Below are 25,766 nucleotides of genomic sequence, written 5' to 3'. Positions count from 1 at the left end.
CTCTTAGCGCCGCGCCTCGTGTTCATAACGCTTTTGCGCGAAAACCTCGTTCCGGTCGGCTTTTTGCTGATCCGACAGCGCGCTTTCGACAAAACTCAGATGCGCTTCGACAGCGGTGCGCGCGCCGGCTGGATCGCGGGCCTGGAGTGCTTTGTTTATCGCCCGGTGCTGGTCCAGCAGGTTGTCCCTTGTCATCCGCTGTCGGAACATGATCGTGCGGTTGTAGAACACGCCTTCGCGCAGCAATTCGTACATCGACCGCATCATGTGCAGCATGATGATATTGTGGCTGGCCTCGATGATGGACAGGTGGAAATCGGCGTCCAGATGCGCCTCGTCCGAGGGGTTTCGCTTTTGGTGGGCGGCTTCCATCTTTTGGAAGATTGCATCGATCACCTTGAGGTCGGTATCGCTGCCCAGCCGGGCGGCGCGTTCGGCGGCAAGGCCTTCCATATCGCGCCGAAAGCTGAGGTAATCAAAGACCGCCTGGTCATGTGTGGCAAAGAGCGTGACGAGCGCCGGGGCGAAGGCGGAGCCCAGAACATCGGCGACGAAGACGCCAGAGCCTGCGCGCGATGCCAAAAGCCCACGCTCTTGCAAATCTGCCAATGCCTCACGCAGGGACGGGCGCGAGACGCTCATTTTTTCGCTAAGCTCTCTCTCGGATGGGAGCCGTTCGCCGGGTCGAAGGATACCGCGCAGGATCAAACTTTCGATCTGACGGATGACGCCATGCGACAGCTTTTCCTGTTGAACCGGTTCGAATGGCATCTGCACCTCAATAATTGGTCAAATGATATGACCACTAAGGCCTGGTCACAACAAAAAAGGGGCTACCCAGCGGGCAGCCCCTTTTTGAATATTGTGTTGTGATCAGTTCGGGGTGATCACGATTTCCACGCGGCGGTTCGCCTGACGACCCTCGGCGCTAGCGTTCGAGGCAACGGGTTGCGTCAGGCCTGCGCCCAGCGTGCGAACCCGCGAAGACGACACACCGCCGTTGACCAGAACCGATGCAACAGCCTGCGCGCGGCGCTGCGACAGATCCTGGTTGAAGGCCGCGCTGCCGACATTGTCGGTGTGGCCGATCACGTTGACGGTCGTGTTCGGGTAGTTGTTGAGCGAGTTGGCGACGATGCCCAATTCACGCTGGGACACGCCAGACACGGCAGTGCTGTTTGTGGCAAAAAGCAAGTCCTGCGACAGGACGACGACAAGGTTGCGCCCGTTGTTCGAGACACCCACATCGCTGCGCAGCTGGCGGCGCAATTCTTCGGCTTGGCGGTCGAGGTTGTCACCCACAGCGGCGCCGACGCCAGCACCAAGGGCGGCACCGATGAGCGCGGATTGATTGCGTTCGCGGTTCGATTCGTCGCGGTTGGCGATCGCGCCCACGGCAGCTCCGCCAAGTGCGCCGATCAAGGCACCTTGCTGCGTATTCTGCCGCTGGTTCGGACCGGTCGTATCGCAGGCCGCGACAAATGTCAGCGAGGCCGCTGCGATGGCAAGGGGGAGTTTCGAAATCATCATAGTCTTATTTCCATCTGATATGAGTGCGCCTTGTGCGCACGATTGGATGTGCCAGCTTATGCCCATTAGGCTGCTGATATCCAATAACGCATCTGCGATGGGCAGGGTTCCGCAAGAATTCGCTACAATGAGTTCACGCCCGCTGAAACATCTTTACGGGCAGATTCCCATGCCAGCATGGCCCGTTTGACCGGCAGGCCCCAGTGATAGCCGCCCAACCCCCCCGATTTCCGCAGGGCGCGATGACAGGGGATCAGCCAGCTGACCGGGTTGCGGCCGACAGCGGTGCCCACGGCGCGCACGGCTTTGGGTTTGCCGATGGACTGTGCGATTTCGGAATAGGTGGTGACATGGCCGGACGGGATAGTGAGCAGGGCCTCCCAAACCTTGAGCTGAAATGGTGCGCCGATCATGTGCAGCTTTGTTTCGCCGGTCATGCCCAGCGCGGCGGTGGCCCAGGGGCGCAGGAATGTCGGGTCCTCAATATAGGTTGCCTTGGGCCAACGCGATTTCAGATCGACCATCGCCAGTTCCGGTCCGGCCTCGGCCGCGAAAGCCAACCCGCAGATGCCGCGATCGGTGCCCATGACAAGGGCAGGGCCGAAATGGCTTTCGAACCAGCCCCAATAGATCGTCAGGTCGGTGCCGTCGCGGGCATAGTCACCGGGACTCATCGCCTCCCACCGTACGAACAGGTCATGCAGGCGGCCCGAGCCCGAGAGGCCCACGGCATGGGCGGTTTCCAGCGTCGTGAACCGCTCTTTCAGCAGTGATTTGGCGTGGGCGAGCGTCAGGTATTGCTGATAGCGCTTGGGTGAGACGCCGACCCACGTGGAAAAGAGCCGCTGAAAATGCGCGGGGCTCATGTTCATGTCGCGGGCCAGATCGGCCAGTGACAGGGGTTGGTCGCCGGCTGCATCGATGGCTTCGATGGCGCGGCGCATGACTTGGTAGTGATATGTTTCTGTATGTTCCATGCGGGTCAAGTTAAGGGGGTGGCGCTGGCGATACGACCCGGAAATTGCGCATCTTTCGCTTGCCCGCCGCTTTGCCGCCGGGCATATCGGGCGGAATGGTTAAGCAGCTTGATTATCATACGATCCGCGAGATCTTTGAACGGTTTCACTATGCCGAGCCCGAGCCGAAGGGCGAGTTGGAGCATGTGAACGTCTACACGCTGGTGGTTGCCGTCGCGCTATCGGCGCAAGCGACCGATGCGGGCGTGAACAAGGCGACGCGCAAGCTGTTTCAGATCGCCGATACGCCGCAAAAGATGCTTGATCTGGGTCTTGAGGGGCTGACCGAGCATATCAAGACGATTGGCCTTTTTCGGCAAAAGGCCAAGAACGTCATGAAGATGAGCCAGATTCTGGTTGATGAGTATGACGGTGAGGTCCCGAATTCCCGCGCCGCCCTGCAATCGCTGCCCGGTGTAGGCCGCAAGACGGCGAATGTCGTGCTGAACATGTGGTGGCAACAGCCTGCACAGGCCGTGGACACGCATATCTTTCGCTTTGGCAATCGCAGTGGCGTGGCCGTCGGCAAGGACGTCAACGCCGTCGAACGCGCGATCGAAGATCACATTCCGGCGGACTTTCAACTTCATGCCCATCACTGGATGATCCTGCATGGGCGTTACGTCTGCCTGGCCCGGAAACCAAAATGCGCGGCCTGTCTGATCCGCGATCTCTGTCTATTCGAGGAAAAGAACCTATGACCCATTACGATGTTGTCGGGATCGGCAATGCGATTGTCGATGTGATTGCCCATGCCGAGGATACGTTTCTGGATCACATGGGGATCGAGAAGGGCATCATGCAACTGGTCGAACGCGACCGGGCCGAGGTGCTGTATGCCGCGATGAAGGACCGGACGGAAACGCCGGGTGGGTCGGTTGCCAATACGATTGCCGGGTTGGGCAGCCTTGGCCTGTCGACCGCGTTCATCGGCAAGGTGAAGGATGATGCTTTGGGCCGGTTCTATGCGAAGGGTATGGAAGAGGCAGGAACGGCGTTTCCCAATCCGCCGTCCGAGACAGCCGAGGCCCCTTCTTCCCGCTCGATGATCTTTGTCTCGCCGGATGGTGAGCGGTCGATGAACACCTATCTGGGCGCTGGTGCTGATTTGGGCAGCGATGATGTCCCTGCAGAGGTTTTTGCCAACAGCCGTATCCTGTTTCTCGAAGGGTATCTGTTCGACAAACCCGACGGGAAAACCGCCTTTGAGGAGGCCTCGCGCCTGATGCACGCATCGGGCGGGAAGTCGGGGATCACGCTGTCGGACCCGTTCTGCGCGGACCGGCACCGCGAAGATTTCCAGCGCCTGATCGCCGAGGAAATGGATTTCGTCATCGGGAACGAGGCAGAGTGGAAAACGCTTTACGAAACCGATGATCTGCCTGCAGCGCTGGAGCGGGCGAGGGCGGTTTGTGAAACGGTTGTGTGCACGCGCTCGGGTGATCCTGTCGTGATCTATCGGGGCGATGAGCGGGTGGAAGTGCCTGTCAAACGTGTCGTGCCCGTCGATGCGACAGGTGCCGGTGATCAGTTTGCCGCCGGGTTCCTTTATGGCTATGCCACGGGGCAATCGCTAGAGGTCTGTGGCCGGATGGGTGTCATCGCCGCCGCCGAGGTGATCGGCCATATCGGACCCCGGCCGAAAGCGGACCTGAAGTCACTGTTCAAACATGCTGGGCTGATTTAGGGCCATCAGTGGGGCGTGGCCCTCAGCCACATCCGGTCCAGCGCGTCTATGGCATCGGTGTCGAACCGCTCTTCCTCTTTCCAGTATTTGCCCGAGGTGACGTAATAGCCAAGCCGTGTTTCTTCTTCCAATGCTGCGCGGGCCCGGGTGGCGTCGTATGCGGCGGGCTGGGCCGTTGTGACATTTTCGGGTAATGCGCGGGGAAAGATCAGGCGGCTTTCGTCGTCGGACAGATTGACCATCGCGCAGTTCTGGCGGGCGGCCATGATCATCAGGCGCGCGGATTTTGCCTCGAGCGATCGCAGGCTGACATCTTGGCGCAACGGGTCGGGCAGGCCTGCGCCGTAGAAATGGGTCGCCGTTGTGGTCGGATAGACCATGTCGCAACCCAACATCGCGATCACTTTGGGTCGCAGCGCGGCGAGCGCCCAGTAAGCCGCCGTATAGGCCATCGTGCCGCCTGCATAGACAAAGCCCCCTAGGGTGTTTTGTAGCGGTACATAATCGGCTGCGGTGACGATTTGTTGGTGCGGTTTCGTGTCCACCGGATGCCGTTCAGAGGGGAAATCATCGGGGTGGATCAGATAATCCCAATCCGACCGCACGGCCCATGCGTTGTTGATCGCGACGATATCGTCGAACGGTGCGCGCGGCCATGTCCGGCAGGTGACCACGTTGGGGCCACTGCCCAAGATCAAAACGATGCTCACGCGGGATATCCTATCGCTACCGACCCGAAACGTTAGCGCAACGGCGGCTATGGTCCAGAAAAATCTCACGTTTTCGCGGGGTGGCTGGACCGGATATATCGACAGCGTTACCACAAACCGCAGACATCTATCAGGCGGGTGACCTTATCAATGCAGCTTTTTCTTCTGGTCGCCCTGACGATGACGGCCTTCGCCGCGAATTCCATCCTGAACCGGATCGGCGTGGCGGGATACGGCATGGACCCGATGGATTTCGCCACGATCCGTGTGGCGGCGGGGGCGCTGATGCTGTGGGTGCTGGTCCTGCCGCGCCAGGCCGCGCGACCCATCTTGGTGGGCGTTCGCAGGTTCGCCGGGGCGCTGTCGCTGGCCGTCTACATGATCGGATTTTCCTGGGCCTATATCAGCCTTGGCGCCGGTCTTGGTGCGCTGATCCTGTTCGGTGTGTTGCAGGTCGTCGTTTTTGGTTGGGCCGTCGTCGAAAGGCAGGGGATCCCATTGCAGCGCTGGATCGGGGCGGTTGTGGCCCTGATCGGTTTGGGAATTTTGCTGTGGCCAGCTGGAGAGGCCGCCGTGCCGGTGGGCGGTGCATTGGCCATGACATGCGCCGCAGTCGGATGGGCAGTCTACACCTTGCTGGGCCGCGGTGAGCCGGACGCCTTGGGCGCGACGGCGGCGAATTTCCTTTTGTGCCTGCCTGTTACCGGTTTCGCCTTGCTGCTGATTGGCCTTGGCGACCTGAGTGCAGGTGGTGTCATCACCGCCATCGTCGCGGGTGCAGTTACATCCGGCCTTGGCTATGCGCTGTGGTATCGGGTTTTGCCGTCATTGCCCACGACCGTCGCGGGGATAGCACAGTTGAGCGTCCCGGTGATCGCGGTGGCGGCCGGTGTGCTGCTGCTCGATGAGCCTTTGACGGCCCGCCTGATCCTGTCGGGCGCCCTTGTTTTGGGTGGCATCGGCGTATCACTGATCCCGCGACGCAGGGTCATCGCGTAAATGTTTGCGCGGTTCTTACAAAGGAATGATATCGACGTGTCATGAGATATCTCAGCGCCCTACTTGCTGCCATTATGGCCAGCTCTGCCGCGGCAGAGGATTGCGTCGTCATGTTGCACGGCCTCGCGCGGACCGAGATTTCGTTCACGCCAATGCAGATCGTGCTCGAGAACGAAGGATATACAGTCGTCAATCGCGGCTATCCTTCGACCGAGGCGACGATCCAAACACTGGTCGATGAACACCTGACCGAGGATGTGGCCGCGTGCGGTGACCGGACGGTGCATTTCGTCACGCATTCCATGGGCGGGATCCTTGCGCGGGCGTGGTTGACCAAAAACCGCCCGGGCAAGATGGGCCGCGTGGTGATGTTGGGGCCGCCCAATTCGGGTTCGCAGCTGGTCGATATCTTCGGTGATTTTGAGCCGTTCGAATGGGTCAACGGACCTGCCGGGCTACAGCTGGGCACCGGGGACGAGAGCTTTCCCAACCAGCTGGGCCTACCGGAATACGAGGTCGGGGTGATCGCGGGGAACCGGACGTTGAACCCGGTTTATTCGACGCTGATCGATGGGGCGGATGACGGAAAGGTATCCGTTTCATCCACGCGGTTGGATGGGATGACGGACCATATCGAATTGCCCGTGACACATACGTTCATGATGAACAATCCACTGGTGATTCAAGAGGTTCTGGCGTTTCTGCGGGACGGGCAGTTTGATCATGACCTGAGCCTGACCGGGGTGATTTTGGGGACAGAGTAGTCCCTAAGCCCGTGTCTTGATCCGGTTCACGTGACCCATTTTGCGGCCCGGCTTGGCGTCCGCTTTGCCATAAAGATGAATGGCGGTGTCGGTCTTGGCGATATCGGGTAGCCCGTTGATATCGTCACCAATCAGGTTCTCCATCACCACGTCCGCGTGCCGCGATCCGTCACCCAGCGGCCAGCCGGCGATGGCGCGGATATGCTGTTCAAACTGGCAAATGGTGCAGCCGTTTTGCGTCCAATGTCCGGAATTGTGCACGCGCGGGGCGATTTCGTTGACGATCAGGCCTTGCGGCGTGACGAACAACTCTACCCCCATGACGCCCACATAATCCAGCGCATTCAGGATGCGGGCGGCGATCAGCACCGCGTCGCTGCGTTGGCTGGGGCTAAGGCGCGCTGGCACGGTCGTGGTGCGCAGGATGCCGTGCTTATGTACGTTTTCGCCGGGGTCGTAGCAGGCGACCGACCCGTCAAGCCCTCGTGCGCCGATGACGGACACCTCATGGCTGAAAACGACGAACCCTTCGAGGATGGCGGGGGCATCGTTCATCGTTGTGAGTGCTGCGTCTGCGTCGTCAGCCGACATGATCCGTGCCTGCCCCTTGCCGTCATAGCCCATTCGACGTGTCTTGAGGATCGCGGGGGTGCCGATATCCGCTAGTGCTGCGGTCAGATCGTCGGCGGATGCAACATTGGCGAAGGGGGCCGTTTGCAACCCCAGATCGCGCAGGAATGTCTTTTCGGTCAGTCGGTCCTGGCTGGTGGCAAGCGCCTGGCGGTTGGGGTGGATCGGCTTGATCGCCTCGAGCGCATCAAGGGCCGCCGTGGGGATGTTTTCGAATTCGTAGGTGATGACATCGGCGCTTTGGGCAAAGCGCTGCAGCGCGTCGGTGTCGTTGTAATCGGCCTTGAAATGGAAATTGGCCACGTGGCTTGCGGGGCAATCGCCCGTGGGCTCAAAAATGCAGGTTTTGAAGCCGAGCCGCGCGGCCGCGACCGACAGCATGCGCCCCAGCTGTCCTCCGCCCAATATGCCGATCGTGGCGCCCTGTGGCAGGGGGTCAGTCATCTTGCGGTATGTCCGGGATCGAGGCCGACAGATCAGCCCGCCATTGATCAAGGCGCTGGGCGAGGTCGGGGTCTTGCAGCGCGAGGATGCCCGCGGCCATCAGGCCTGCATTGGCTGCGCCTGCGGCGCCGATGGCCATGGTGGCGACGGGAAAACCGCGTGGCATCTGGACAATGGAATAAAGGCTGTCGACTCCGGATAAGGCTTTGGTCTGGATCGGCACACCGATCACTGGCACCCGGGTTTTCGAGGCCATCATGCCGGGCAGATGTGCGGCACCACCGGCGCCCGCGATGATCACTTGCAGGCCGCGATCGGCGGCTTGTTTCCCGTAATCCCACAGCCGGTCGGGCGTGCGGTGGGCTGACACGATCCGCGCCTCATGCGTTATGCCCAACTGATCCAGGATCGCCGCGGCCTCTTTCATGGTGGGCCAATCAGATTGGCTGCCCATGATGATCCCGACCTGTGGTTGCGTCATGCCGATCTGTCCCGTCCGCAAAATGAAGCGGCACTATAGCGGCGGGATGGCAGGCCGCAATCCGGGTCAGGCGATAATGTCTGGCAAAATGCGGTCTTCGAGTGCCGCGATCTGGTCTTTCAGTGCCAGTTTCTGCTTTTTCAGCCGCCGCACGGTCAGCATATCGGCGTTGGGGCGTTCATGCAGCGCTTCGATCGCCTCGTCCAGATCACGATGTTCCCGGCGCAGCACGGCGAGTTTGACGCGCAAAACCTCGTCCTGTTCCATCTTGGCGTTCGTGTTCATCGCGATCTTTGTCCGTCTTTTGGCAACTCGGCTGACGTTAAGATAGGGTCAAATGACTGGATTTGCGACATCTTCCTCTTGATCATGGCCCATCAGACACCCATATTTTTCAAGAAGGTCGCCGTAATCGGGGCCGCACTCCGACAGTCGCTTGACGAAAAGGGCATGTCTCATGACGAAATTGGCTTTGGGAACGCATCCGTTCCTGCTTGGCTTTGAACAGCTGGAACGGCTGGTCGAACGCACCGCGAAAAGCGGGAATGAAGGTTACCCCCCTTACAATATCGAACAAACCTCGGAAAATTCGTACCGGATCACGCTGGCTGTTGCGGGTTTCGCGGAAAGCGAATTGGCGATCACGGTTGAGGATAACTCCTTAGTCATTCGCGGGCGGCAGAAGGATGACAGCGCAGAGCGGGTATATCTGCATCGCGGCATAGCTGCCCGTCAGTTTCAGCGGTCATTCGTGCTGGCCGATGGTGTCGATGTGGGTGAGGCGATGATGGAAAACGGGTTGCTGCATGTCGATCTGACCAGGGCGGTCCCCGATCGCGTGGTGCAAACGATCAATATTCGGAAAGGTTAAGCAATGAATAGTAAGTTCGATCTGAAAGCCATGGGTGAAGGTATCGTTTACGTGAAGCCTGTCGCCGTAGCTGATCTGCCCGATGAGGTGCAGGAACATGCTGGCGATCTGGAGACGCTGTTTTCAGTGCACAATGCCGATGGTGAGCGTTTGGCCTTGGTCGCCAACGAACAACTCGCCTTTCATTTGGCGCGCGAACATCAGATGCATCCGGTGACGGTGCACTAGGTAAGGTGGGTTCAAACCCACCCTACGCCTTGATCAGGCCCATACTTTCCAGTTTCAAGATCACCTGATGCGCGCAGTTGTCGACGGGCACATTCTCGGTCTCGACCCGTAGTTCGGGGTTGTCCGGTACATCATAAGGGTCTGAAATCCCGGTAAATTCCTTGATCTTGCCCGCGCGTGCCAGCTTATACAGCCCCTTGCGGTCGCGCCGTTCGCATTCCTCGATGGATGTCGCCACGTGCACCTCGAGAAACGCGCCGAATTGTTCGATCTCTTCCCGCACCGCGCGCCGCGTCGTCGCGTAGGGCGCGATCGGCGCGCAGATCGCGATGCCGCCGTTTTTGGTGATTTCCGACGCAACATAGCCGATCCGCCGGATGTTCAGGTCGCGGTGTTCCTTGGAAAAGCCCAGTTCGGACGACAAGTTCTTCCGCACGATATCGCCGTCCAGCAAGGTCACGGGCCGTCCGCCCATTTCCATCAGCTTGACCATCAGCGCGTTGGCGATGGTTGATTTGCCCGACCCGGAAAAGCCGGTGAAGAACACGGTAAAGCCCTGTTCGGCCCGGGGTGGGCGCGTCTTGCGCAGCTCTGACACCACGGCGGGGAATGAGAACCACTCGGGGATTTCCAGCCCCTCGGACAGACGCCGCCGCAGTTCGGTGCCCGAGATGTTCAGGATCGTCAACTCATCCCGGTCGTGGATTTCGTCCGCCGGTTCGTATTGCGCCCGGTCCTGCACATATACCATGTGTTTGAAGTCGACCATCTCGATGCCCATTTCGTCCTGATGTTCGCGAAACAGGTCCTGCGCATCGTAAGGGCCGTAAAAATCCTCGCCCTGGCTGTTCTTTCCCGGCCCGGCATGGTCCCGGCCCACAATCATATGGGTGCAGCCGTGGTTCTTGCGGATCAGGCCGTGCCAAACGGCCTCGCGCGGGCCGCCCATGCGCATGGCGAGGTTCAAGAGACTCATCGTCGTCGTTGACGAGGGGTATTGATCCAGCACCGCCTCATAGCAGCGGACGCGGGTGAAGTGGTCGATATCGCCGGGTTTGGTCATGCCGACGACGGGATGGATCAGCAAGTTCGCTTGCGCCTCTTTCGCGGCGCGGAAGGTCAATTCCTGATGCGCGCGGTGCAGGGGGTTGCGGGTCTGGAAGGCTACGACCTTGCGCCAGCCGAGTTTCCGGAAATAGGCGCGCAGTTCGTTGGGCGTGTCGCGGCGACCGCGGAAATCATAGTGCACCGGTTGCTGGATGCCGGTGACGGGGCCACCGAGGTAAACGGCACCTGCGGTGTGGTGCAGGTAGTTGACGGCGGGGTGGGCCAAGTCGTTGGCACCGAACACCTTTTCCGCCTCGTGCGCCTTGTCGGGTATCCATTTGTCGGTGACCGTCATGGTGGCGAGGATCACGCCCTCTTGATCCCGCAGGGCGATGTCCTGTCCTACTTCGACGCTTTCGGCAAAGCCTTCGGTCACATCCAGTGTGATCGGCATCGGCCAGAGCGTGCCATCGGCCAGGCGCATGTTATTGACGACGCCGTCGTAATCGGCTTGCGACAGGAAACCTTTGAGCGGGTTGAAACCGCCATTCATCAACAGTTCCAGATCACAGATCTGGCGCGGGCTGAGGTCGTGGCTGACAAGGTTCGCCGCCTCTGCCTTCATCTTTTGCGCGCTGTCGTATGAGACGTAAAGCTCTGGGATCGGGGCCAAATCCTGCTGCATTCTCAAGACCTTCATTTGTGTTTCGCGCGTGGGATAGACCCGGAATGCGGGCAATGTCTAGCGGATCACGCGCGATAAGGACCGCATTCGCCCCTCTGGCGCGTTCGTGGAACGGATCAGCCTTTGCGCGGGATCAGCCGGATCGGCAGGCCGTTTTTCGGATAGGGGATCGGAACGCGCTGCCATGTGATGGGGGCATTGTCCGCGTGCGCCACCCGATACCGGCGCAAGAGCAGCGTCATGAACACCTTGACCTGCATGGTTGCAAAGTGCAGCCCGATGCATTTATGCGCCCCGCCTCCGAAGGGCGCCCAGGCATAGCGGTGGCTTTGATCCTCGGCCCGGTCGGGTGCGAAACGGTCGGGGTCGAACGTGTCGGGCCGGGTCCAGTGGTCTGAGGACCGCAGGATCGTGCAGGGGGCGCCGACCACCCCGGTGCCTGCCGGGAAATCGACACCACCAAAGCTGAATGCGCGGGTGGCCTGTCGCGGGATGAACGGCGCGGGTGGCATGAGGCGCAGGCTTTCCTTGAATACCCTTTCGGTGACGTTGAGCGCCGCCATGGCCTCATCGTCGATGGGGGTTTCACCCAGGGCGTCGACCTCGGCGATCATCCGGTTCTGCCACTCGGGATAAGTCGCCATCGCCCAGATCATCTTGGTCAGACTCGCCGCCGTCGTGTCATGGGCGGCCATCATCAAGAAATTGAAATGGTTGACGATTTCTTCGTCGGTCCAGGCGTTGCCATCCTCGTCCTGCGCGAGGCACATCTGGCTGAAGAAATCATCGCCCCCCGTCTTGCGCCGCTCCGGTATCATGTCCCGGAAGGTTCCCGTCAGGTATTCTCGCGCCCTCATCCCACGCCGCAGTTTGGTGAAGGGGAGCGGTTTGCGGATGGGGCTGATCGAGGCGGCGACCTCGGCCTCGAAAGCGTGGTTCAGCTGCGGGACGCGCGGGTCGTCGACGGGCAGCCCCATGAAAACTGCGCCGCCCATTTGCAGGGTCATGGTCTTGACCGCCGGGTAGAATTTGAACGGCTGTTCGACGGGCCAGTCGCCGATCAGACGGTCGAGTGTTTCCGTCATCCGGTCGCGATAGGCGTCCATCACCGGCTTGCGGAACGCGGCCTGCATAATCCGCCGATGTGCCCGGTGATCGTCGAAATCGCGCAGCATCAGCCCGCGCGGAAAGATCGTGTGCAGCATGTTCCAGCCGCCCGCACTGGAGAAGATCCTGTCGGGATCGCTGAGGATGTATTCCAGACCATCGGCGTTGTTCAGTGCGACGCTCCACCGTCCCAGAACCTTGGTTTTGTAGATCGGCCCGTATTGTTCCGCGGCGCGTTTGTGCAGCCCATAGCTGTCGCGCAAGAGGTCCAGCGTGTGGCCGACCAGCGGCTTGGGCGGTGGGCCGGGGATGTGGTCGAGGGCGGGGGCGTAGGTCATGGCCAGAGCGTAGCGCGGGGCCGTTGACCTATAAAGCGTTTTCAGGGATCGGTGGGCCGGCGCGGGTGACCTGCGCCTCGGTCCCTGTTTCGTTCCAGCGGAAAAGCGTCAGGTGTGTTTTCGCTGGGTCCGAGCGCGAGGCGTAGAGCATCCCATCGAGGGCCAGTTCTCGGACGCGGTCGGCGATGTCCCAGGTGGGGGAGGGCAAGCCCTTTTCGCGGAGTGTCTGCCATTCCAGTGCGCGATGCGTTGTGTCGATCTGCAGCGCATTCGTTTCGGTTTTGTTTCTCAGATCAACGACTTGGGCATTCGTGACCTGCAAAGGAAAAATGCCACGTTCGGGTGTCGTGGCATCGGTGTAGCGCGCTGTCGCGACCACGCAGCCTTCGGGTGTGGACGATAAATATAGGGCTCGCTGCCCGTCGCGGTGGAACCTGCCTTCAAGGGCGCGGGCGGGGCTGAGGATGTCATCCGCTTCGGCCAGCGCCTTCATGCGATAGTAGATGCCGTTCAGCGTGATCGTGTGGTCCACGCCTTATTCAGCGGCGGTCGCGGCTGGCATATCCTCTTGTTCTGCAAGGAATTTTTCGGCGTCCAGTGCGGCCATGCAACCCATACCTGCGGAGGTAACGGCCTGACGATAGACGTGATCGGTCAGGTCGCCTGCCGCGAAGACGCCGGGGATGGCGGTGCGGGTCGTGCCGGGTGCGACCTTCACGTAGCCGCCGTTATGGGTTTCCAGCTGGTCCTTGACCAGTTCCGAGGCGGGGGCGTGGCCGATGGCGATGAAGACGCCCTTGCAGGGGATTTCGGTGATCGCGCCTGTTTTGGTGTGTTTGACCCGCACCCCTTCGACGCCGAGCGGATCCTCGGACCCGAAGACTTCATCGATTTCGTGGAACCAGAGCGTTTCGATCTTTTCGTTCTTGAACAGGCGGTTCTGCAGGATTTTCTCGGCCCGTAATTCGTCGCGGCGATGGATCAGCGTGACTTTGGAGGCGAAGTTGGTGAGGAACAACGCCTCTTCCACCGCCGTATTGCCGCCGCCCACGACGACGATTTCCTGACCTCGGTAAAAGAACCCGTCGCATGTCGCGCAGGCGCTGACGCCGAAGCCTTTGAATTTGTCCTCGGTCGGCAGGCCCAGCCATTTGGCCCGCGCGCCGGTGGACAGGATCACCGCGTCGGCGGTGTAGATCGTGCCGCTGTCGGATTTCGCGGTGAAGGGCCGATGCTGCAGGTCGAGTTCCGTGATGATGTCACCCACCATTTCGCAGCCCATGGCGCGGGCATGTGCCTCCATCCTGACCATCAGGTCGGGGCCTTGGACCTCGGTGTCGCCGGGCCAGTTTTCGACCTCGGTTGTCGTTGTCAGTTGCCCGCCGGGTTCCAGGCCCTGAACAAGGATCGGTTCCAGCATCGCGCGCGCAGCGTAGACGCCGGCGGAGTAACCGGCAGGGCCGGAGCCGATGATCAGAACTTTGGTATGGCGGGTGGTGGACATGGCAGACCTCGTGCGACTGGCGTTGTCCCGATATAGCGAGCGCCTTGCGATCTTGAAAGGGGACCGCACGGTCGCGTGAAGCGTTATTTTCTTGCTGCCATGTGAAACATTGTTGCGCACGGCTTGGCGCTGGCGTAGTATTTGCAAAAATCGACAGGGAATATGATGCCGGGAACGAAACTGGACGATATCGACCGCATGATTCTGGCGGAATTGCAGGCCGATGGTCGCATGACGAATGTGGAACTGGCCAAGCGCGTCGGCATCTCGGCCCCGCCATGTTTGCGCCGGGTGCGGACGCTGGAAGAGCAGGGATTTATCCAGGGATATCATGCGGATGTCGATGCCCGCGAACTGGGCTTCGAGGTGCAGGTGTTCGCCATGGTGGGTCTTGTCAGTCAGGCGGAGGCTGATCTGAGCGCGTTTGAGGAACGGTGTCAGGGCTGGCCGCTGGTGCGTGAGTGCCACATGCTGAATGGCGAGGTGGACTTTATCTTGAAGTGTGTCGCGCCGGATTTGCGCACGTTTCAGCGCTTTCTAACCGAGGAATTGACCAGTGCGGATAACGTGGCGAGCGTGAAGACGTCGCTGGTCATTCGGGGGGCGAAGGACGAGCCGGGAGTGCCGTTCGACGTGCTGGAAGCGCGGTTGGCGCAAGAGGCTTGAACGCCTCAGTCGGTGATGGTTAACGGCGGTGCTGGCCGCAAAAGCGCCTATCGGAATTGCATCGGAATATCATCGGAATTCCATCGGACCTTCGCGCGCGGTCGCCGCGTGATTAACGCAACGTGCGGTGACGGTTGATTAACCAAGATCGGATGTTAGAGCCCGCAGTTGATCACCGAGTTTCGGGTCGGACACGATTGCGCCGTGGCAGGGGATCAGGGTTGTCGGCGGGTTTTTGGCGATGAACTTGGTGATCCATTGTCGGTAGGTTTGCGCGTCGCCGATCCCGTAGCGCGGGAAGGTCTTGAGCAATGTGGCGTCTCCACCCGGCTTGGCGGGACCGGCGAAGGCGTCAGTGACCAGCCATGCGGTTTTGGTGCAGAGCCAGATTTCGCCGGTTTTGAGCCCTTCGGGTGTGATGATTTGCACGGTGTCGGGAAGATCGAGAATGGCGGGGCTTTGGAAGGTCAGGCCTGTGATCTTGGTCAGCCTTTCGTGACAGGCCATTGGCGCGATCAGGGCGGCGCTCGGAAAGGTTGCGGCGTATTCGGGCAGTCCTTTGTTGTGGTATTGGTTGGGAGCGAGGAGCGCGCTGACCTTGCCTAGGGTTTCGAGGCTGGATTTGGCGATATCGCCGAAGCCCGCGACGGGGCTGTGCAGGCAGAGGGTGTCGTCGCTTAGCCGGATCGCGTTGCAGCGCAGCCCGCCCTTGGTTGCGGTGTAGATGCCCGGCAGGTCGGGGATTTCGGTGAATTCAGTGAGTTGGGCTGGCATGTCCGGCCTCCCATTGGTCGAGCATCTGGTGAATGAGGGTGACCAGATATCGCCCGCCGTGCGCGGAGCCTGCGATGCGATTGGCGGTGTGGATGCCCATGGCGGCGTTGACGAGGCCGGTGGCGGTGTCTTCGACCGGCAGGTCGGTGTGTTCGAGTGCTGCGCAGAAATGTGTGTGCAGGTCGGTCCAGTAGGCGTCTGAGGTTTCTTTGAGCGCTGCGCTGTCGATCTCGGCGTTTTCGATGCCGGTGTTCACCATGAGACAACCCCATGGGCTGGAATTGATGCTGCCATCGGAGATGAGCCCGGTGAAGAAATCGCGGATCGCGGGGAGGCCGCCGGTTTTGAGTGGGGCCAGAACGGTGTGTTTGGCGGCCTGATGGTAGTGGGTGAGGGCGGCGAGGTAGAGCCCTTCTTTCCCGCCGAATTCGGTGCGGATCGCGAATTTGTTCAGGCCGGTCAGGTCTTCGATGGCGCGGATACCCAGCGCGGCATAGCCGTGTTCCCAGAACGCGTAGCAGGCTTTGGTGATCGCTTCGTCGCGGTTGTAGGATTTGGGGCGGGCCATGTTTCTCTCCGACTGTATTGTTATTTCTATACAAGTGGAGTGAAAAGTCAAGGCTCGCCATTTCCCGGCGAGGGGCGTAAATCGGATTTATGAAGATCGTGCAGTTGGAAGATGCCCATAGCCTGCCGGTTTGGCGCAGGCCGGTGGCGCTGTTGTTCGTCATGGCGATGGCCATGCCCGTGGCGTTTGCGACGTGGTCGGCGCTGCTCAATAACTTCGTCATCGAGGTGGCGTCGTTCGATGGCTCGGACATTGGCTGGCTGCACACGGTCCGCGAGATTCCGGGTTTCTTTGCCATCGGGGTGATCGCGCTGATCATGTTCATTCGTGAACAGGTGTTGGGCCTTGTGGCGTTGGCGATGCTGGGTGCTGCCACGGCGGTGACGGCGCAGTTTCCGACAATGGGTGGGATTCTGGCGGTGACGATGCTGTCGTCAATCGGGTTTCATTATTACGAGACGGTCAATCAGTCGCTGCAGTTGCAGTGGATTGACAAGGCGCGCGCTCCGCAGACGCTCGGCTGGATCCTGTCGGCGGGGTCGGGGGCGACGTTGATCGTTTACCTTCTGATTGTCGTTAGCTGGGATCGCTTTGGTCTGACTTATAACATCGTCTATTGGCTGTCCGGTGGCTTTACCGCCGTGGTCGCGGGGTTCTGTCTGTTTGCTTATCCCCAGTTCGAAACGCCCCATCCGCAGACCAAGAAGATGGTGCTGCGCAAGCGCTATTGGCTGTATTATGCACTGCAATTCATGTCGGGCGCGCGGCGGCAGATTTTTGTCGTTTTCGCGGGCTTTATGATGGTGGAGCAGTTCGACTTTGCCGTCGATGACATCACCAGGTTGTTCATGCTGACCCTGATCATCAACATGATCGCCGCGCCGTTTCTGGGGAAACTGGTCGCCGTGTTTGGGGAACGGCGGGCGTTGATCTTTGAATATGTCGGCCTGTGTGGCGTGTTCTTTGCCTATGGCGGGATTTACTATTTTGGCTGGGGCGTGGTGCTGGCGACGACCCTGTATGTGGTGAACCACATCTTTTTCAGCCTCGCGCTGGCGATCAAAACGTATTTTCAGAAGATTGCCGACCCGCAGGATATCGCGCCGACGGCGGCTGTGGCGTTTACGATCAACCATATCGCGGCGGTCTTTCTGCCGGCATTGCTCGGCTACATCTGGCTGCAATCGCCGGGGCTGGTGTTTTTGCTGGCGGCGGGGATGGCGATTGTGTCGTTGTTCCTGTCGCTCCTGATCCCCCGCCATCCGGCGCCAGGTCACGAGACCGTGTTTCAGGGCCGGTTGCTGGCGCCTGCGGAGTAGAATTCGCGCCGTCCCCACCTATATTCGGACCAAAGGAGATCTGACATGTTTTTCATGAACCGTGCGAAATCCGAGTTGGTGGCAGAGAAGGATGCTTTGCCGGGTCGTTCGACGCCGATCCCGACAGCGCAGACACACTACGTTTATGGCAACGCCCTGACCGGCGAGGTGCCGGACGGGATGGAAGAGGCCATGTTCGGCATGGGCTGTTTCTGGGGTGTCGAGCGGATGTTCTGGAAGCTGGATGGTGTGCAATCGACCATGGTGGGTTATGCGGGGGGCTATACCCCGAATGCGACCTATGAAGAGGTGTGTTCGGGCAAAACCGGCCATAATGAGGTGGTGCGGGTGATCTATGACCCTGCCGTGATTTCCTATGACCAGCTGTTGCAGGTGTTCTGGGAAGGCCATGATCCGACCCAAGGCATGCGGCAGGGCAACGATAGCGGCACGCAATATCGGTCGGGGATTTATACCTACTCGCCTGCGCAAAAGGCGGCGGCCGAGGCGTCGAAAGAGGCATTCGCTCCGCGTCTGGCTGAGGCCGGGTATGGGGCGATCACGACCGAGATTGTCGACGCGCCGGCGTTTTATTTTGCCGAAGATTACCACCAGCAATATCTGGCGAAGAATCCGAATGGTTATTGCGGGATTGGTGGGACTGGTGTGACTTGCCCGATTGGCGTCGGTGTCTGACCCATGATCGTCGATCTTGCGGCGCGAGTGGGGTTGTTTCCTGTTCTTGCGGCACAGGCTGTCTACGCCAAGTCGCGGGCATTGGCATTGCCCGAGCCGCCCGGCGAACGGTCGGGCCAAGTTGGCGACGGCCCCCCCTTGCGCATTCTGATCCTGGGGGATTCGTCTGCCGCGGGTGTCGGTGTGGAGATGCAGGATCAGGCGTTGCTGGGCCACGTGACACGAGGCTTGTCGCCGGTGGCGTCGGTGTCGTTCGAACTGATTGCGAAGACCGGTGCGCGGACCGGGGATGTGCTGGAATGGCTGCCGGATGTGCCGGATGGCCCCTATGATGTGGTTGTGACGGCACTGGGCGTGAACGATGTGACCAAGGCTGTCCCCTTGCGCCGCTGGTTGCACCAGCAAGAGACGCTGATCACCAGATTGCGACAGGATTTCGGGGCGCGTCGCATCGTCGTTTCAGGTTTGCCGCCGGTGTCGCAGTTTCCGTTGCTGCCCCAGCCTTTGCGTTGGACGGTCGGGCGGCGGGCGGAGATGTTCGATCGGGCGTTGGTCGGCCTGGTCTCGTCGCATGACGACTGCGTTTACCTGAAGGCGGATATGGAGCTGGATCACAGCAATATGTCGCCAGATGGTTTCCATCCCGGCCCAGAGGTTTATGCACGTTGGGCAGAGAAGGTGGTTGCGGCGGTGATGGCGGACCCGCCACTGCTTGACCCGGTGGAGGGCAGGGCCTAACGGGAGACGAACCCGAAAGAGGCGCTGACATGACGACCTATTCCGCTTTGACCACGTTGACCGGGGAAGAGCCCGCCTATGCCCTCGCCGAAGATTTAGAGGCCGTGACACCCGAACCCACGGGTGTGGGGGTGTTCGAGGTCGAGGATGGTTCGGGCCTGTGGGAAGTGGGTGCGTACTTCACCGAGAGCCCGGATGCGGGGGCGCTGGCGGTTTTGTCGGCTTTGCACGATGCCAAGCCGTTCACCATATCCGAGATCCCGGATCAGGATTGGGTGTCGAAGGTCCAGCGGGAATTGTCGCCCGTCGTCGCGGGGCGGTTTTTCGTCCATGGCGCGCATGATGCGGACAAGGTGCCTGCGGATGCCGTGCCGTTGCTGATCGAGGCGCAGATGGCGTTTGGCACGGGCCATCACGGGACGACACTTGGTTGCTTGCAGGCGTTGGACGGGTTGCTGGCCACTGGCGTGACACCGCGCAACGTCGCCGATATCGGCTGTGGCACCGCGGTTTTGGCCATGGCGGCGGCGAAAGTGCTGGATGCGCGGATCATCGCGAGTGATATTGACCCTGTGGCCGTCGATGTCGCTGTCGCAAATGTGGCGGCAAATGGGCTGGCCGGACGGGTGAATTGTGTCACGGCGACGGGGTTCGATCATTCGGTTTTGACGACCGCCGCCCCCTTTGATCTGGTGTTCGCCAACATCCTGAAAGGCCCTTTGGCCGCCCTTGCGCCGGATATCGCAGCACATGTCCAAAGTAACGGGCATGTGATTCTCTCGGGGATTCTGAATGAGCAAGCGGCAGAATTGGGCGATATTTATCGACAAAATGGGTTCAATCTGATTGATTCAGGTCAAATTGTTGACTGGACCACCCTAACGATGCGCAAGATTTGACCTACTCCGTGTCCAAAGGCACAATAAATTCAGATTTGCCTTGTTATGGTCCCATTTGTTGGGAATTTTAATAGCACCTCGCGTAGGTGACATCGTTTTTGGAGGATTACATGGCCCAAGCCCATGTCCCATTTGACAAAAGATTGAAGCGTATCGTGCGCCGCCATGACCGCATGGCCAGTGGTGGTGCGGTAAAGACGGTGAGTGCTGACGGACTGATCGTTGCGCGACCACGCATGTACAAGCCACGCTTTCCGCTGAAAGGACTGGTTGTTCTTGTCGTACTTGGCTTTTTGTTCAAGGGCTTTCTGTTCGCTTATCTGGGCGAAACCGAATATTTGAACCGGGTCGCTGAATTGAGCAACGGATCGATGATGGAACAGGTCGGCGCATGGGTCATGCATGCCGATCCAGCGACTGTCGTCATCGCCGGATCAATCGAGTCATTGCTGCTCTGATCTCAAGTCGCATGTTGAAATGGAAAAGCCGCACCCTGTGGGATGCGGCTTTTGTTTTGGTGAGTGGTGTGAGGGTCATGCCGGTTGGCGGTCCAACGGCATGACCATAAGGCATTTGGGTTAGCGGATAACCCGACGTGCGATCTGGTCGATGTCACCACGGGCCAGACCGATGTCTTCCAACTCGCGGTCGGACAGTTTGGACAAGGCGTTGCGTGTCACACGCTGGTTGTTCCAGTCAATGATCGCACCGAATACAGGTGTGGCGATGTTGAAGAATGCACTGGCGGACAGGCCAGCGGCGGGGCGGGTGGTGTCGATATTGGCCATGGCCGGTTCCTTTGATTTTGCTGCGTCGCAGCGTTTCCAAGATGATCCGCATGTAGGAGGGTGTTTTGGACCTGACCAGACACCTTTTTTGCATGACTCATATGCGTTTTCAGAATGCCTTATTTTTGTGCGTATTTTGCCGTAAGTTCATATGTTTCAGGACGTTACGTCACCTTCAATTTCAGCACATATGAGCAGGATGGTCGCGGCGTATCCCAGTGCGGTGTATGAAAGGTTCTTGGTCTTTGTTCGCGTTTTGTGCTAGCCCTATCGCAGAACAATAAGAACGGGGCGAGCAATGCGTGTTTTGGGGATCGATCCCGGCCTGCGGAATATGGGCTGGGGGATCATTGCTGCAGATGGGTCCCGTATCTCTCATATTGCCAATGGCGTGTGCCGGTCACAGGGCGATGATCTGCCAAGCCGCCTGTTGTCGCTGTACGAACAATTATCCGTCTTGATCGCCGATCATGCACCTGACGTCGCCGCTGTCGAGCAGACATTTGTCAACAAGGACGGGGCGGGGACCCTGAAACTGGGTCAGGCGCGGGGGATTGCGCTGTTGGCGCCTGCGCAGGCTGGACTGCCGGTGGGAGAATACGCCCCCAACACGATCAAAAAGACCGTGGTGGGCGTGGGCCATGCCCAGAAACATCAGGTCGATCATATGATCCGCCTGCAACTGCCCGGTGCGCAGATCGACGGGCCGGATGCGGCAGATGCCTTGGCCATCGCGATTTGCCACGCGCACCACCTGCAGTCGCGCGGGGCGTTGGACGCCGCTTTGGCGAAGGCGGGCGCATGATCGGGAAGATCGCAGGGCGGCTGGAATATCGCGCGGCTGATCACGTGCTGATCGACGTGCGTGGCGTGGGCTATGTTGTTTATGTGTCGGACCGTGTGATGGCGGGGCTGCCCGGCAATGGTGAGGTGGTGGCGCTCTATACCGATTTGCTAGTGCGTGAGGATAATCTGCAGTTGTTCGGATTTACCACGCTGGTCGAGAAGGAATGGCACCGCTTGCTGATGTCGGTGCAGGGGATCGGGGCCAAGGCCTCGATGGCTATTCTGGGGACGATCGGTGCCGATGGTGTCAGCCGTGCGATTGCGCTGGGTGACTGGAATGCGATTGCCAAGGCCAAAGGTGTGGGGCCGAAGACGGCGCAGCGGGTCGCGATCGAGTTGAAGGACAAGGCGCCCGCGGTGATGGCGATGGGTGCGGCCTCTGCCGATGATCGGGTTATCGAGGTGGAGGCCCCGGATCGGGTTCGGGGCGGGGGTGTGCGACAGGCCAATCCTGCGCAGGCCGAAGCGTTGTCTGCTTTGGGTAACCTTGGTTACGCGCCGGGCGAGGCGGCGAGTGCGGTGGCGGAGGCTGCGGGGGTTGAACCGGAAGCGGATACCTCGGCCCTGATCCGCGCGGCCTTGAAGCTGTTGGCGCCGAAGGGGTAGGGGTTGGTCATGACCCAGCCCGATCCCACCCTGCGCCCTGAACCTCAGCCCGAGGATGCGGATCGTGCGTTGCGTCCTCAGTCGCTTGATGAGTTCATCGGGCAGCGCGAGGCGCGAGCCAATTTGAAGGTGTTTATCGAAAGCGCCCGTCGTCGTGGTGAGGCGATGGATCATGCGCTGTTTCATGGCCCCCCGGGGTTGGGGAAGACCACGCTCGCGCAGATCATGGCGCGGGAATTGGGGGTGAATTTCCGTATGACCTCTGGCCCGGTGCTGGCCAAGGCGGGGGATCTGGCGGCGATCCTGACCAATCTTGAGAGGCGGGATGTGCTGTTTATCGACGAGATTCACCGCCTGAATCCGGCGGTGGAAGAGGTGCTGTATCCGGCGCTGGAGGATTTCGAGCTGGATCTGGTGATTGGTGAAGGGCCTGCGGCGCGGACGGTGCGGATCGAGTTGCAGCCCTTTACCCTGGTGGGCGCGACGACCCGAATGGGGTTGTTGACGACGCCGTTGCGGGATCGGTTTGGCATTCCGACCCGACTGGAATTCTATACCGAAGATGAATTGCATCAGATCGTCACCCGGGGCGCGCGGTTGATGGGCGCGCCTGCCGATGATGCAGGCGCGCGCGAGATTGCCCGCCGGGCGCGGGGCACGCCCCGGATCGCGGGGCGGTTGCTCCGCCGCGTCGTGGACTTTGCCATTGTCGAAGGCGATGGAACGGTGACCCAGGCGATTGCCGATCGGGCGCTGACCCGGCTGGGCGTGGATCATCTGGGGCTGGACAATGCGGACCGGCGGTACCTGCGGCTGATCGCGGAGTCGTATGGCGGTGGGCCTGTCGGGGTCGAGACGATGTCGGCGGCGTTGTCGGAAAGCCGGGATTCGCTGGAGGATGTGATCGAGCCGTATCTTTTGCAGAAAGGGTTGATCCAGCGGACGCCGCGGGGGCGGATGTTGGCGCAGGGAGCGTGGAAGCATTTGGGGATTGCGCCGCCGAAGTCTCAGACGGACTTGTTCGGGGGATAAGGCGGATGCCGTCGCCATTGTCGCTCGGACCAATGGCGCGAAAATGGCGACCGGGAGTATTTTGGCAAGATGATAAGCGTTGAGGATTTGTTCACCCGTGCCGATGGGGAATATGTGTTTGCCCGTTGGGGTCGGCCGATTGTGCCCGTCGTGTTTGGTGTCGATGATGCGACCTTGGCCGTATTCAAGGGGGCGATCGAGGCGGTCGTGACCTTGGCTGCGCACCAGATGGCGGAGACGGATCCGGAATTGGGCGCCAATCTGATGGTTTTCTTTTGTCAGGACTGGGATGAGCTGCCTGCTGTACCGCATCTGGATCGGCTGGTGCCGGATTTGGGGCCGTTGGTGGCGCGGCTGAAGGCTGTGGATGCGAACCAGTATCGCATTTTCCGCTTTGATGAGGCCGGTGCGATCAGGGCCGCGTTTGTGTTTTTGCGGATGGATGATCATTTGGGATCGGTGGGTGCGGATACGTTAGCATTGTCGCAAGCTGTTCAGACTATATTGTTGTGGTCTGACACAGCGTTTGACGAGGTGCCGCCCCTTGCGATGATTGATGGAAAGGCCGTGTTGCGGCCCGAGATCGCGGACGTGATCCGCGCGGCCTATGACCCGGTGATGCCCGCGATGGAGCGGGATGCGAGCCATGCGCTGCGGTTGCAGGCGCGGGTTGGTCGCACGCTTTGATCTTTTTTCTAGCAGAGTTGCCGTTGGCGATCTTTGCGATTGGACTTGGCGCGGTGGGTGGCTGGGCAGTTGTCTTTGTTTCCGCATGGGTTTTCCAGTTTCCGATGTCGCAGGCAAAGATATGGTCTGCGGTTAAGGTCCTGATTTTTGGTGCCGTGGCTTTCTGTCCATTTGTTGCAATGCGGATCATGGGTGATTTGCCGTCTGATGGCAGTGCTTTGTCATCTGTTGTGGGTTTGCTCTACAGCTATGGGATGGGCGTGTTCTTTGTTCTGTTCCTTTGGTTAACGGGGCGTTTTGTGCGCCAAGAGCTTGGCCAGTTTGGTGTGTTGAGAGATGATCATAACCGAAACGCCCGTTTGTCAGCATGTATTGGCGCAGGCTCGATGATCTTGACGGTCGTGATAGGCCTCATAAGGTAGCCCGCTGACAGGAATTGAGGCGACGATGACCCATACCTTCCACATCCGCGTCTATTACGAAGACACCGACCTCGCGGGCCTTGTCTACTATGCCAATTACCTGAAATTCATCGAACGCGCCCGGTCGGAGTGGGTGCGCGGGATGGGGATCGATCAGGTGGAGATGAAGGCGGAGGGCTTTGTCTTTGCCGTCCGCCGGGTGGAGGCGGATTATATTGCGCCTGCCCATTATGATGATCAGTTGGTTGTTGAAAGTAGTATGGATCACATCACGGGTGCGCGTGTCGTGTTTCGTCAGGATGTAAAGCGCGGGGACGTCACGTTGTTTTCGGCCATGGTCACCGTCGTTTGCCTGACGACCAGCGGTGCAGTCGCACGTCTTCCGGCGGCAATTCGCCGGTCTGTTCACTGAGATCACCCATAATTTAAGGAGGCGCTGCCGGATTGGTTGGATTTCCCTGCGCCGATGCGTTAGTAATGCTGCCAATCAGAGCCCCCAATCGGGCCAACAGGCAGAGCAGGCATATGGAAGCAGCACAGGAATTCACCATGTGGGCGTTGTTCGCGCGCGCCACGATTACCGTCAAACTGGTCATGATCATGCTGATCGCCGCATCCATCTGGTGTTGGGCCGTGATTATCGACAAGATCATACAGTACCGCAAAGCCCACGCAGAGGCGGATATCTTTGACCGCTCTTTCTGGTCGGGCGAGCCTTTGGACGGGCTGTTCGACAAGATCGGGACGGACCCGGATGGTGCGTCGCAGAAGATTTTCGCAGCGGGCATGCTCGAATGGCGCAGGTCACATACGCAGGAGGGTGAGCTGATCGCCAATGCGACGGCCCGCATCGACAGGTCGATGGATGTGGCGATTGCGAAAGAGGCTTCGCGGCTGCAGCGGGGCCTGCCGGTGCTGGCCACGGTGGGCTCGACCGCGCCGTTTGTGGGGCTTTTTGGCACCGTCTGGGGTATCATGAACGCCTTTATCGAGATTGCCGAAGCGCAGAATACCAACCTGGCTGTTGTGGCGCCGGGGATTGCGGAGGCCTTGCTGGCCACTGGTCTGGGCCTTTTGGCGGCGATCCCGGCGGTGATATTTTATAACAAGCTGTCAGCGGATAGTGATCGGATTGTGGGTGGCTACGAGGCCTTTGCCGATGAATTCGCCACCATTCTGAGCCGTCAACTGGATAGCTAGGCCATGGGTGCAGGTGTCATGAAATCGAAAGGCGGGGGTGGTCGCAGGGGCCGCCGTCGCGGTGGGCGCACGCAGCCGATGTCCGAGATCAACGTGACGCCGTTCGTGGATGTGATGTTGGTTTTGCTGATCATCTTCATGGTGGCGGCGCCATTGCTGACCGTCGGTGTGCCGGTGGAATTGCCCGAGACGGCGGCGACGGCGTTGCCGACCGATGATGAGGAGCCGTTGACCGTGACGATTGCGGCGGATGGGGCGGTGTCCATTCAGGAGACCGAGACGCCGCGTGCTGATCTGGTCGCGCGTTTGACCGCGATTGCGGGGGAGCGTGAAAGCGACCGCATCTATCTGCGTGCCGATGGTGCCAATAGCTGGGATGCGGTGGCTGAGATCATGGGTGATCTGAACGCCGCTGGTTTCACCAATATCGGTCTTGTGACCGATGTGGCCAACCCGGAGACAGGCGGGTAGGGCGATGCAAACG

Annotated in this window: 34 protein-coding genes; 20 read left to right on the top strand and 14 right to left on the bottom strand. The window is 60.0% G+C overall.

The features are described 5' to 3' along the window. Positions 1-3: 3 nt before the first annotated feature. From V8J85_RS12730 to V8J85_RS12720, 3 genes are all read right to left on the bottom strand, one after another. Positions 4-771, bottom strand: a complete 768-nt coding sequence (locus V8J85_RS12730) for a FadR/GntR family transcriptional regulator (RefSeq protein WP_339954125.1) — start codon at positions 769-771, stop codon at positions 4-6. Between the two features lie 102 nt (positions 772-873). After that, positions 874-1,530, bottom strand: a complete 657-nt coding sequence (locus tag V8J85_RS12725) for an OmpA family protein (protein WP_339954124.1) — start codon at positions 1,528-1,530, stop codon at positions 874-876. 122 nt (positions 1,531-1,652) lie between these two features. Next, positions 1,653-2,507 carry a bifunctional helix-turn-helix domain-containing protein/methylated-DNA--[protein]-cysteine S-methyltransferase gene (locus V8J85_RS12720; RefSeq protein ID WP_339954123.1) on the bottom strand — a complete coding sequence of 285 codons (855 nt, stop codon included), beginning with the start codon at positions 2,505-2,507 and terminating at the stop codon, positions 1,653-1,655. A 95-nt stretch (positions 2,508-2,602) separates the two neighbouring features. Here V8J85_RS12720 and nth point away from each other — a divergent pair, with 95 nt between their 5' ends. Continuing rightward, positions 2,603-3,247 carry an endonuclease III gene (nth, locus tag V8J85_RS12715; RefSeq protein ID WP_339954122.1) on the top strand — a complete coding sequence of 215 codons (645 nt, stop codon included), beginning with the start codon at positions 2,603-2,605 and terminating at the stop codon, positions 3,245-3,247. Continuing rightward, the gene (locus tag V8J85_RS12710; protein ID WP_339954121.1) at positions 3,244-4,233 is read left to right on the top strand and encodes an adenosine kinase; all 990 of its coding nucleotides are present in this window, start codon (positions 3,244-3,246) and stop codon (positions 4,231-4,233) included. The genes nth and V8J85_RS12710 overlap by 4 nt, the downstream gene beginning before the upstream one ends. A gap of 5 nt (positions 4,234-4,238) precedes the next feature. On the opposite strand, the gene V8J85_RS12705 is transcribed toward V8J85_RS12710, so the two are convergent. Then, a complete protein-coding gene (locus tag V8J85_RS12705; protein ID WP_339954120.1) occupies positions 4,239-4,943 on the bottom strand; it encodes a hypothetical protein in 705 nt (234 codons plus the stop codon). A gap of 150 nt (positions 4,944-5,093) precedes the next feature. Between V8J85_RS12705 and V8J85_RS12700 the strand changes: the two genes are divergently transcribed. After that, positions 5,094-5,942 carry a DMT family transporter gene (locus V8J85_RS12700; protein WP_339954119.1) on the top strand — a complete coding sequence of 283 codons (849 nt, stop codon included), beginning with the start codon at positions 5,094-5,096 and terminating at the stop codon, positions 5,940-5,942. Positions 5,943-5,983: 41 nt separating this feature from the next. Then, the gene (locus tag V8J85_RS12695; protein ID WP_339954118.1) at positions 5,984-6,706 is read left to right on the top strand and encodes an alpha/beta fold hydrolase; all 723 of its coding nucleotides are present in this window, start codon (positions 5,984-5,986) and stop codon (positions 6,704-6,706) included. A gap of 3 nt (positions 6,707-6,709) precedes the next feature. Here V8J85_RS12695 and V8J85_RS12690 read toward each other — a convergent pair whose 3' ends face one another. The 3 genes from V8J85_RS12690 to V8J85_RS12680 form a co-directional block, all read right to left on the bottom strand. Next, the gene (locus V8J85_RS12690; protein WP_339954117.1) at positions 6,710-7,780 is read right to left on the bottom strand and encodes a 5-(carboxyamino)imidazole ribonucleotide synthase; all 1,071 of its coding nucleotides are present in this window, start codon (positions 7,778-7,780) and stop codon (positions 6,710-6,712) included. Continuing rightward, on the bottom strand, positions 7,773-8,261 hold the full coding sequence (gene purE, locus V8J85_RS12685) for a 5-(carboxyamino)imidazole ribonucleotide mutase (protein ID WP_339954116.1): 489 nt from the start codon (positions 8,259-8,261) through the stop codon (positions 7,773-7,775). The genes V8J85_RS12690 and purE overlap by 8 nt, the downstream gene beginning before the upstream one ends. Before the next feature lie 66 nt (positions 8,262-8,327). Beyond that, entirely contained in the window at positions 8,328-8,546 is a 219-nt protein-coding gene (locus V8J85_RS12680; protein WP_339954115.1) for a YdcH family protein, read from the bottom strand. Positions 8,547-8,718: 172 nt separating this feature from the next. Between V8J85_RS12680 and V8J85_RS12675 the strand changes: the two genes are divergently transcribed. Both V8J85_RS12675 and V8J85_RS12670 read left to right on the top strand, forming a co-directional pair. Beyond that, on the top strand, positions 8,719-9,132 hold the full coding sequence (locus V8J85_RS12675) for an Hsp20 family protein (protein WP_339954114.1): 414 nt from the start codon (positions 8,719-8,721) through the stop codon (positions 9,130-9,132). A gap of 3 nt (positions 9,133-9,135) precedes the next feature. After that, entirely contained in the window at positions 9,136-9,360 is a 225-nt protein-coding gene (locus tag V8J85_RS12670) for a DUF1150 family protein (RefSeq protein WP_339954113.1), read from the top strand. Between the two features lie 22 nt (positions 9,361-9,382). Here the strand turns inward: V8J85_RS12670 and V8J85_RS12665 are convergent, their stop codons facing one another. The 4 genes from V8J85_RS12665 to trxB form a co-directional block, all read right to left on the bottom strand. Beyond that, positions 9,383-11,092: a bifunctional sulfate adenylyltransferase/adenylylsulfate kinase gene (locus tag V8J85_RS12665; protein WP_339954112.1), complete on the bottom strand. Its 1,710-nt coding sequence runs from the start codon at positions 11,090-11,092 to the stop codon at positions 9,383-9,385. A gap of 116 nt (positions 11,093-11,208) precedes the next feature. Continuing rightward, positions 11,209-12,537, bottom strand: coding sequence for a cytochrome P450 (locus tag V8J85_RS12660; RefSeq protein WP_339954111.1), 1,329 nt, complete (start codon positions 12,535-12,537; stop codon positions 11,209-11,211). A 28-nt stretch (positions 12,538-12,565) separates the two neighbouring features. Further along, positions 12,566-13,069 (bottom strand): RES family NAD+ phosphorylase, encoded by a 504-nt coding sequence (locus tag V8J85_RS12655; RefSeq protein WP_339954110.1) that lies wholly within the window; start codon positions 13,067-13,069, stop codon positions 12,566-12,568. A gap of 3 nt (positions 13,070-13,072) precedes the next feature. Next, on the bottom strand, positions 13,073-14,041 hold the full coding sequence (gene trxB, locus V8J85_RS12650; RefSeq protein WP_339954109.1) for a thioredoxin-disulfide reductase: 969 nt from the start codon (positions 14,039-14,041) through the stop codon (positions 13,073-13,075). 165 nt (positions 14,042-14,206) lie between these two features. Between trxB and V8J85_RS12645 the strand changes: the two genes are divergently transcribed. Beyond that, entirely contained in the window at positions 14,207-14,707 is a 501-nt protein-coding gene (locus tag V8J85_RS12645; protein ID WP_339954193.1) for an Lrp/AsnC family transcriptional regulator, read from the top strand. Between the two features lie 138 nt (positions 14,708-14,845). Here V8J85_RS12645 and V8J85_RS12640 read toward each other — a convergent pair whose 3' ends face one another. Together V8J85_RS12640 and V8J85_RS12635 are read right to left on the bottom strand one after the other, a co-directional pair. Continuing rightward, positions 14,846-15,481, bottom strand: a complete 636-nt coding sequence (locus V8J85_RS12640; RefSeq protein ID WP_339954108.1) for a hypothetical protein — start codon at positions 15,479-15,481, stop codon at positions 14,846-14,848. Then, positions 15,462-16,049 carry a TetR/AcrR family transcriptional regulator gene (locus V8J85_RS12635; RefSeq protein WP_339954107.1) on the bottom strand — a complete coding sequence of 196 codons (588 nt, stop codon included), beginning with the start codon at positions 16,047-16,049 and terminating at the stop codon, positions 15,462-15,464. Before V8J85_RS12635 ends, V8J85_RS12640 begins: the two co-directional genes overlap by 20 nt. 89 nt (positions 16,050-16,138) lie before the next feature. Between V8J85_RS12635 and V8J85_RS12630 the strand changes: the two genes are divergently transcribed. The 5 genes from V8J85_RS12630 (at position 16,139) to V8J85_RS12610 (ending at position 20,159) form a co-directional block, all read left to right on the top strand. Continuing rightward, positions 16,139-17,368 (top strand): MFS transporter, encoded by a 1,230-nt coding sequence (locus V8J85_RS12630; protein WP_339954106.1) that lies wholly within the window; start codon positions 16,139-16,141, stop codon positions 17,366-17,368. 45 nt (positions 17,369-17,413) lie between these two features. Then, positions 17,414-18,064: a peptide-methionine (S)-S-oxide reductase MsrA gene (gene msrA, locus V8J85_RS12625; protein WP_339954105.1), complete on the top strand. Its 651-nt coding sequence runs from the start codon at positions 17,414-17,416 to the stop codon at positions 18,062-18,064. 3 nt (positions 18,065-18,067) lie between these two features. Continuing rightward, positions 18,068-18,802, top strand: coding sequence for an SGNH/GDSL hydrolase family protein (locus V8J85_RS12620; RefSeq protein WP_339954104.1), 735 nt, complete (start codon positions 18,068-18,070; stop codon positions 18,800-18,802). 29 nt (positions 18,803-18,831) lie between these two features. Beyond that, the gene (locus V8J85_RS12615) at positions 18,832-19,701 is read left to right on the top strand and encodes a 50S ribosomal protein L11 methyltransferase (protein ID WP_339954103.1); all 870 of its coding nucleotides are present in this window, start codon (positions 18,832-18,834) and stop codon (positions 19,699-19,701) included. Between the two features lie 143 nt (positions 19,702-19,844). Then, on the top strand, positions 19,845-20,159 hold the full coding sequence (locus V8J85_RS12610) for a hypothetical protein (protein ID WP_339954102.1): 315 nt from the start codon (positions 19,845-19,847) through the stop codon (positions 20,157-20,159). Positions 20,160-20,279: 120 nt separating this feature from the next. On the opposite strand, the gene V8J85_RS12605 is transcribed toward V8J85_RS12610, so the two are convergent. Continuing rightward, complete coding sequence (locus V8J85_RS12605; RefSeq protein ID WP_339954101.1) at positions 20,280-20,489, bottom strand: DUF1127 domain-containing protein; 210 nt, start codon at positions 20,487-20,489, stop codon at positions 20,280-20,282. 298 nt (positions 20,490-20,787) lie between these two features. On the opposite strand from V8J85_RS12605, the gene ruvC reads away from it, so the two are divergent. The 8 genes from ruvC (at position 20,788) to V8J85_RS12565 (ending at position 25,753) form a co-directional block, all read left to right on the top strand. Beyond that, entirely contained in the window at positions 20,788-21,294 is a 507-nt protein-coding gene (ruvC, locus tag V8J85_RS12600; protein ID WP_339954100.1) for a crossover junction endodeoxyribonuclease RuvC, read from the top strand. Next, positions 21,291-21,941: a Holliday junction branch migration protein RuvA gene (gene ruvA / locus V8J85_RS12595; RefSeq protein ID WP_339954099.1), complete on the top strand. Its 651-nt coding sequence runs from the start codon at positions 21,291-21,293 to the stop codon at positions 21,939-21,941. Before ruvC ends, ruvA begins: the two co-directional genes overlap by 4 nt. Before the next feature lie 9 nt (positions 21,942-21,950). Next, positions 21,951-22,973 carry a Holliday junction branch migration DNA helicase RuvB gene (ruvB, locus tag V8J85_RS12590; protein ID WP_339954098.1) on the top strand — a complete coding sequence of 341 codons (1,023 nt, stop codon included), beginning with the start codon at positions 21,951-21,953 and terminating at the stop codon, positions 22,971-22,973. A gap of 69 nt (positions 22,974-23,042) precedes the next feature. Next, entirely contained in the window at positions 23,043-23,660 is a 618-nt protein-coding gene (locus tag V8J85_RS12585) for a hypothetical protein (RefSeq protein ID WP_339954097.1), read from the top strand. Then, entirely contained in the window at positions 23,657-24,082 is a 426-nt protein-coding gene (locus tag V8J85_RS12580) for a hypothetical protein (protein WP_339954096.1), read from the top strand. The genes V8J85_RS12585 and V8J85_RS12580 overlap by 4 nt, the downstream gene beginning before the upstream one ends. A 25-nt stretch (positions 24,083-24,107) precedes the next feature. After that, positions 24,108-24,494: a tol-pal system-associated acyl-CoA thioesterase gene (gene ybgC, locus V8J85_RS12575; protein WP_339954095.1), complete on the top strand. Its 387-nt coding sequence runs from the start codon at positions 24,108-24,110 to the stop codon at positions 24,492-24,494. A gap of 113 nt (positions 24,495-24,607) precedes the next feature. Then, positions 24,608-25,282 carry a protein TolQ gene (gene tolQ / locus V8J85_RS12570; protein ID WP_339954094.1) on the top strand — a complete coding sequence of 225 codons (675 nt, stop codon included), beginning with the start codon at positions 24,608-24,610 and terminating at the stop codon, positions 25,280-25,282. A gap of 3 nt (positions 25,283-25,285) precedes the next feature. Further along, on the top strand, positions 25,286-25,753 hold the full coding sequence (locus V8J85_RS12565; protein ID WP_339954093.1) for an ExbD/TolR family protein: 468 nt from the start codon (positions 25,286-25,288) through the stop codon (positions 25,751-25,753). The last annotated feature ends 13 nt before the right edge of the window (positions 25,754-25,766 follow it).

The sequence above is a fragment of the Yoonia sp. 2307UL14-13 genome, from assembly GCF_037572755.1.
Classification (GTDB): Bacteria; Pseudomonadota; Alphaproteobacteria; order Rhodobacterales; family Rhodobacteraceae; genus Yoonia.
Note: the sequence above shows the minus strand (reverse complement) of the source record. Positions and strands in the feature narration are given on the sequence as shown.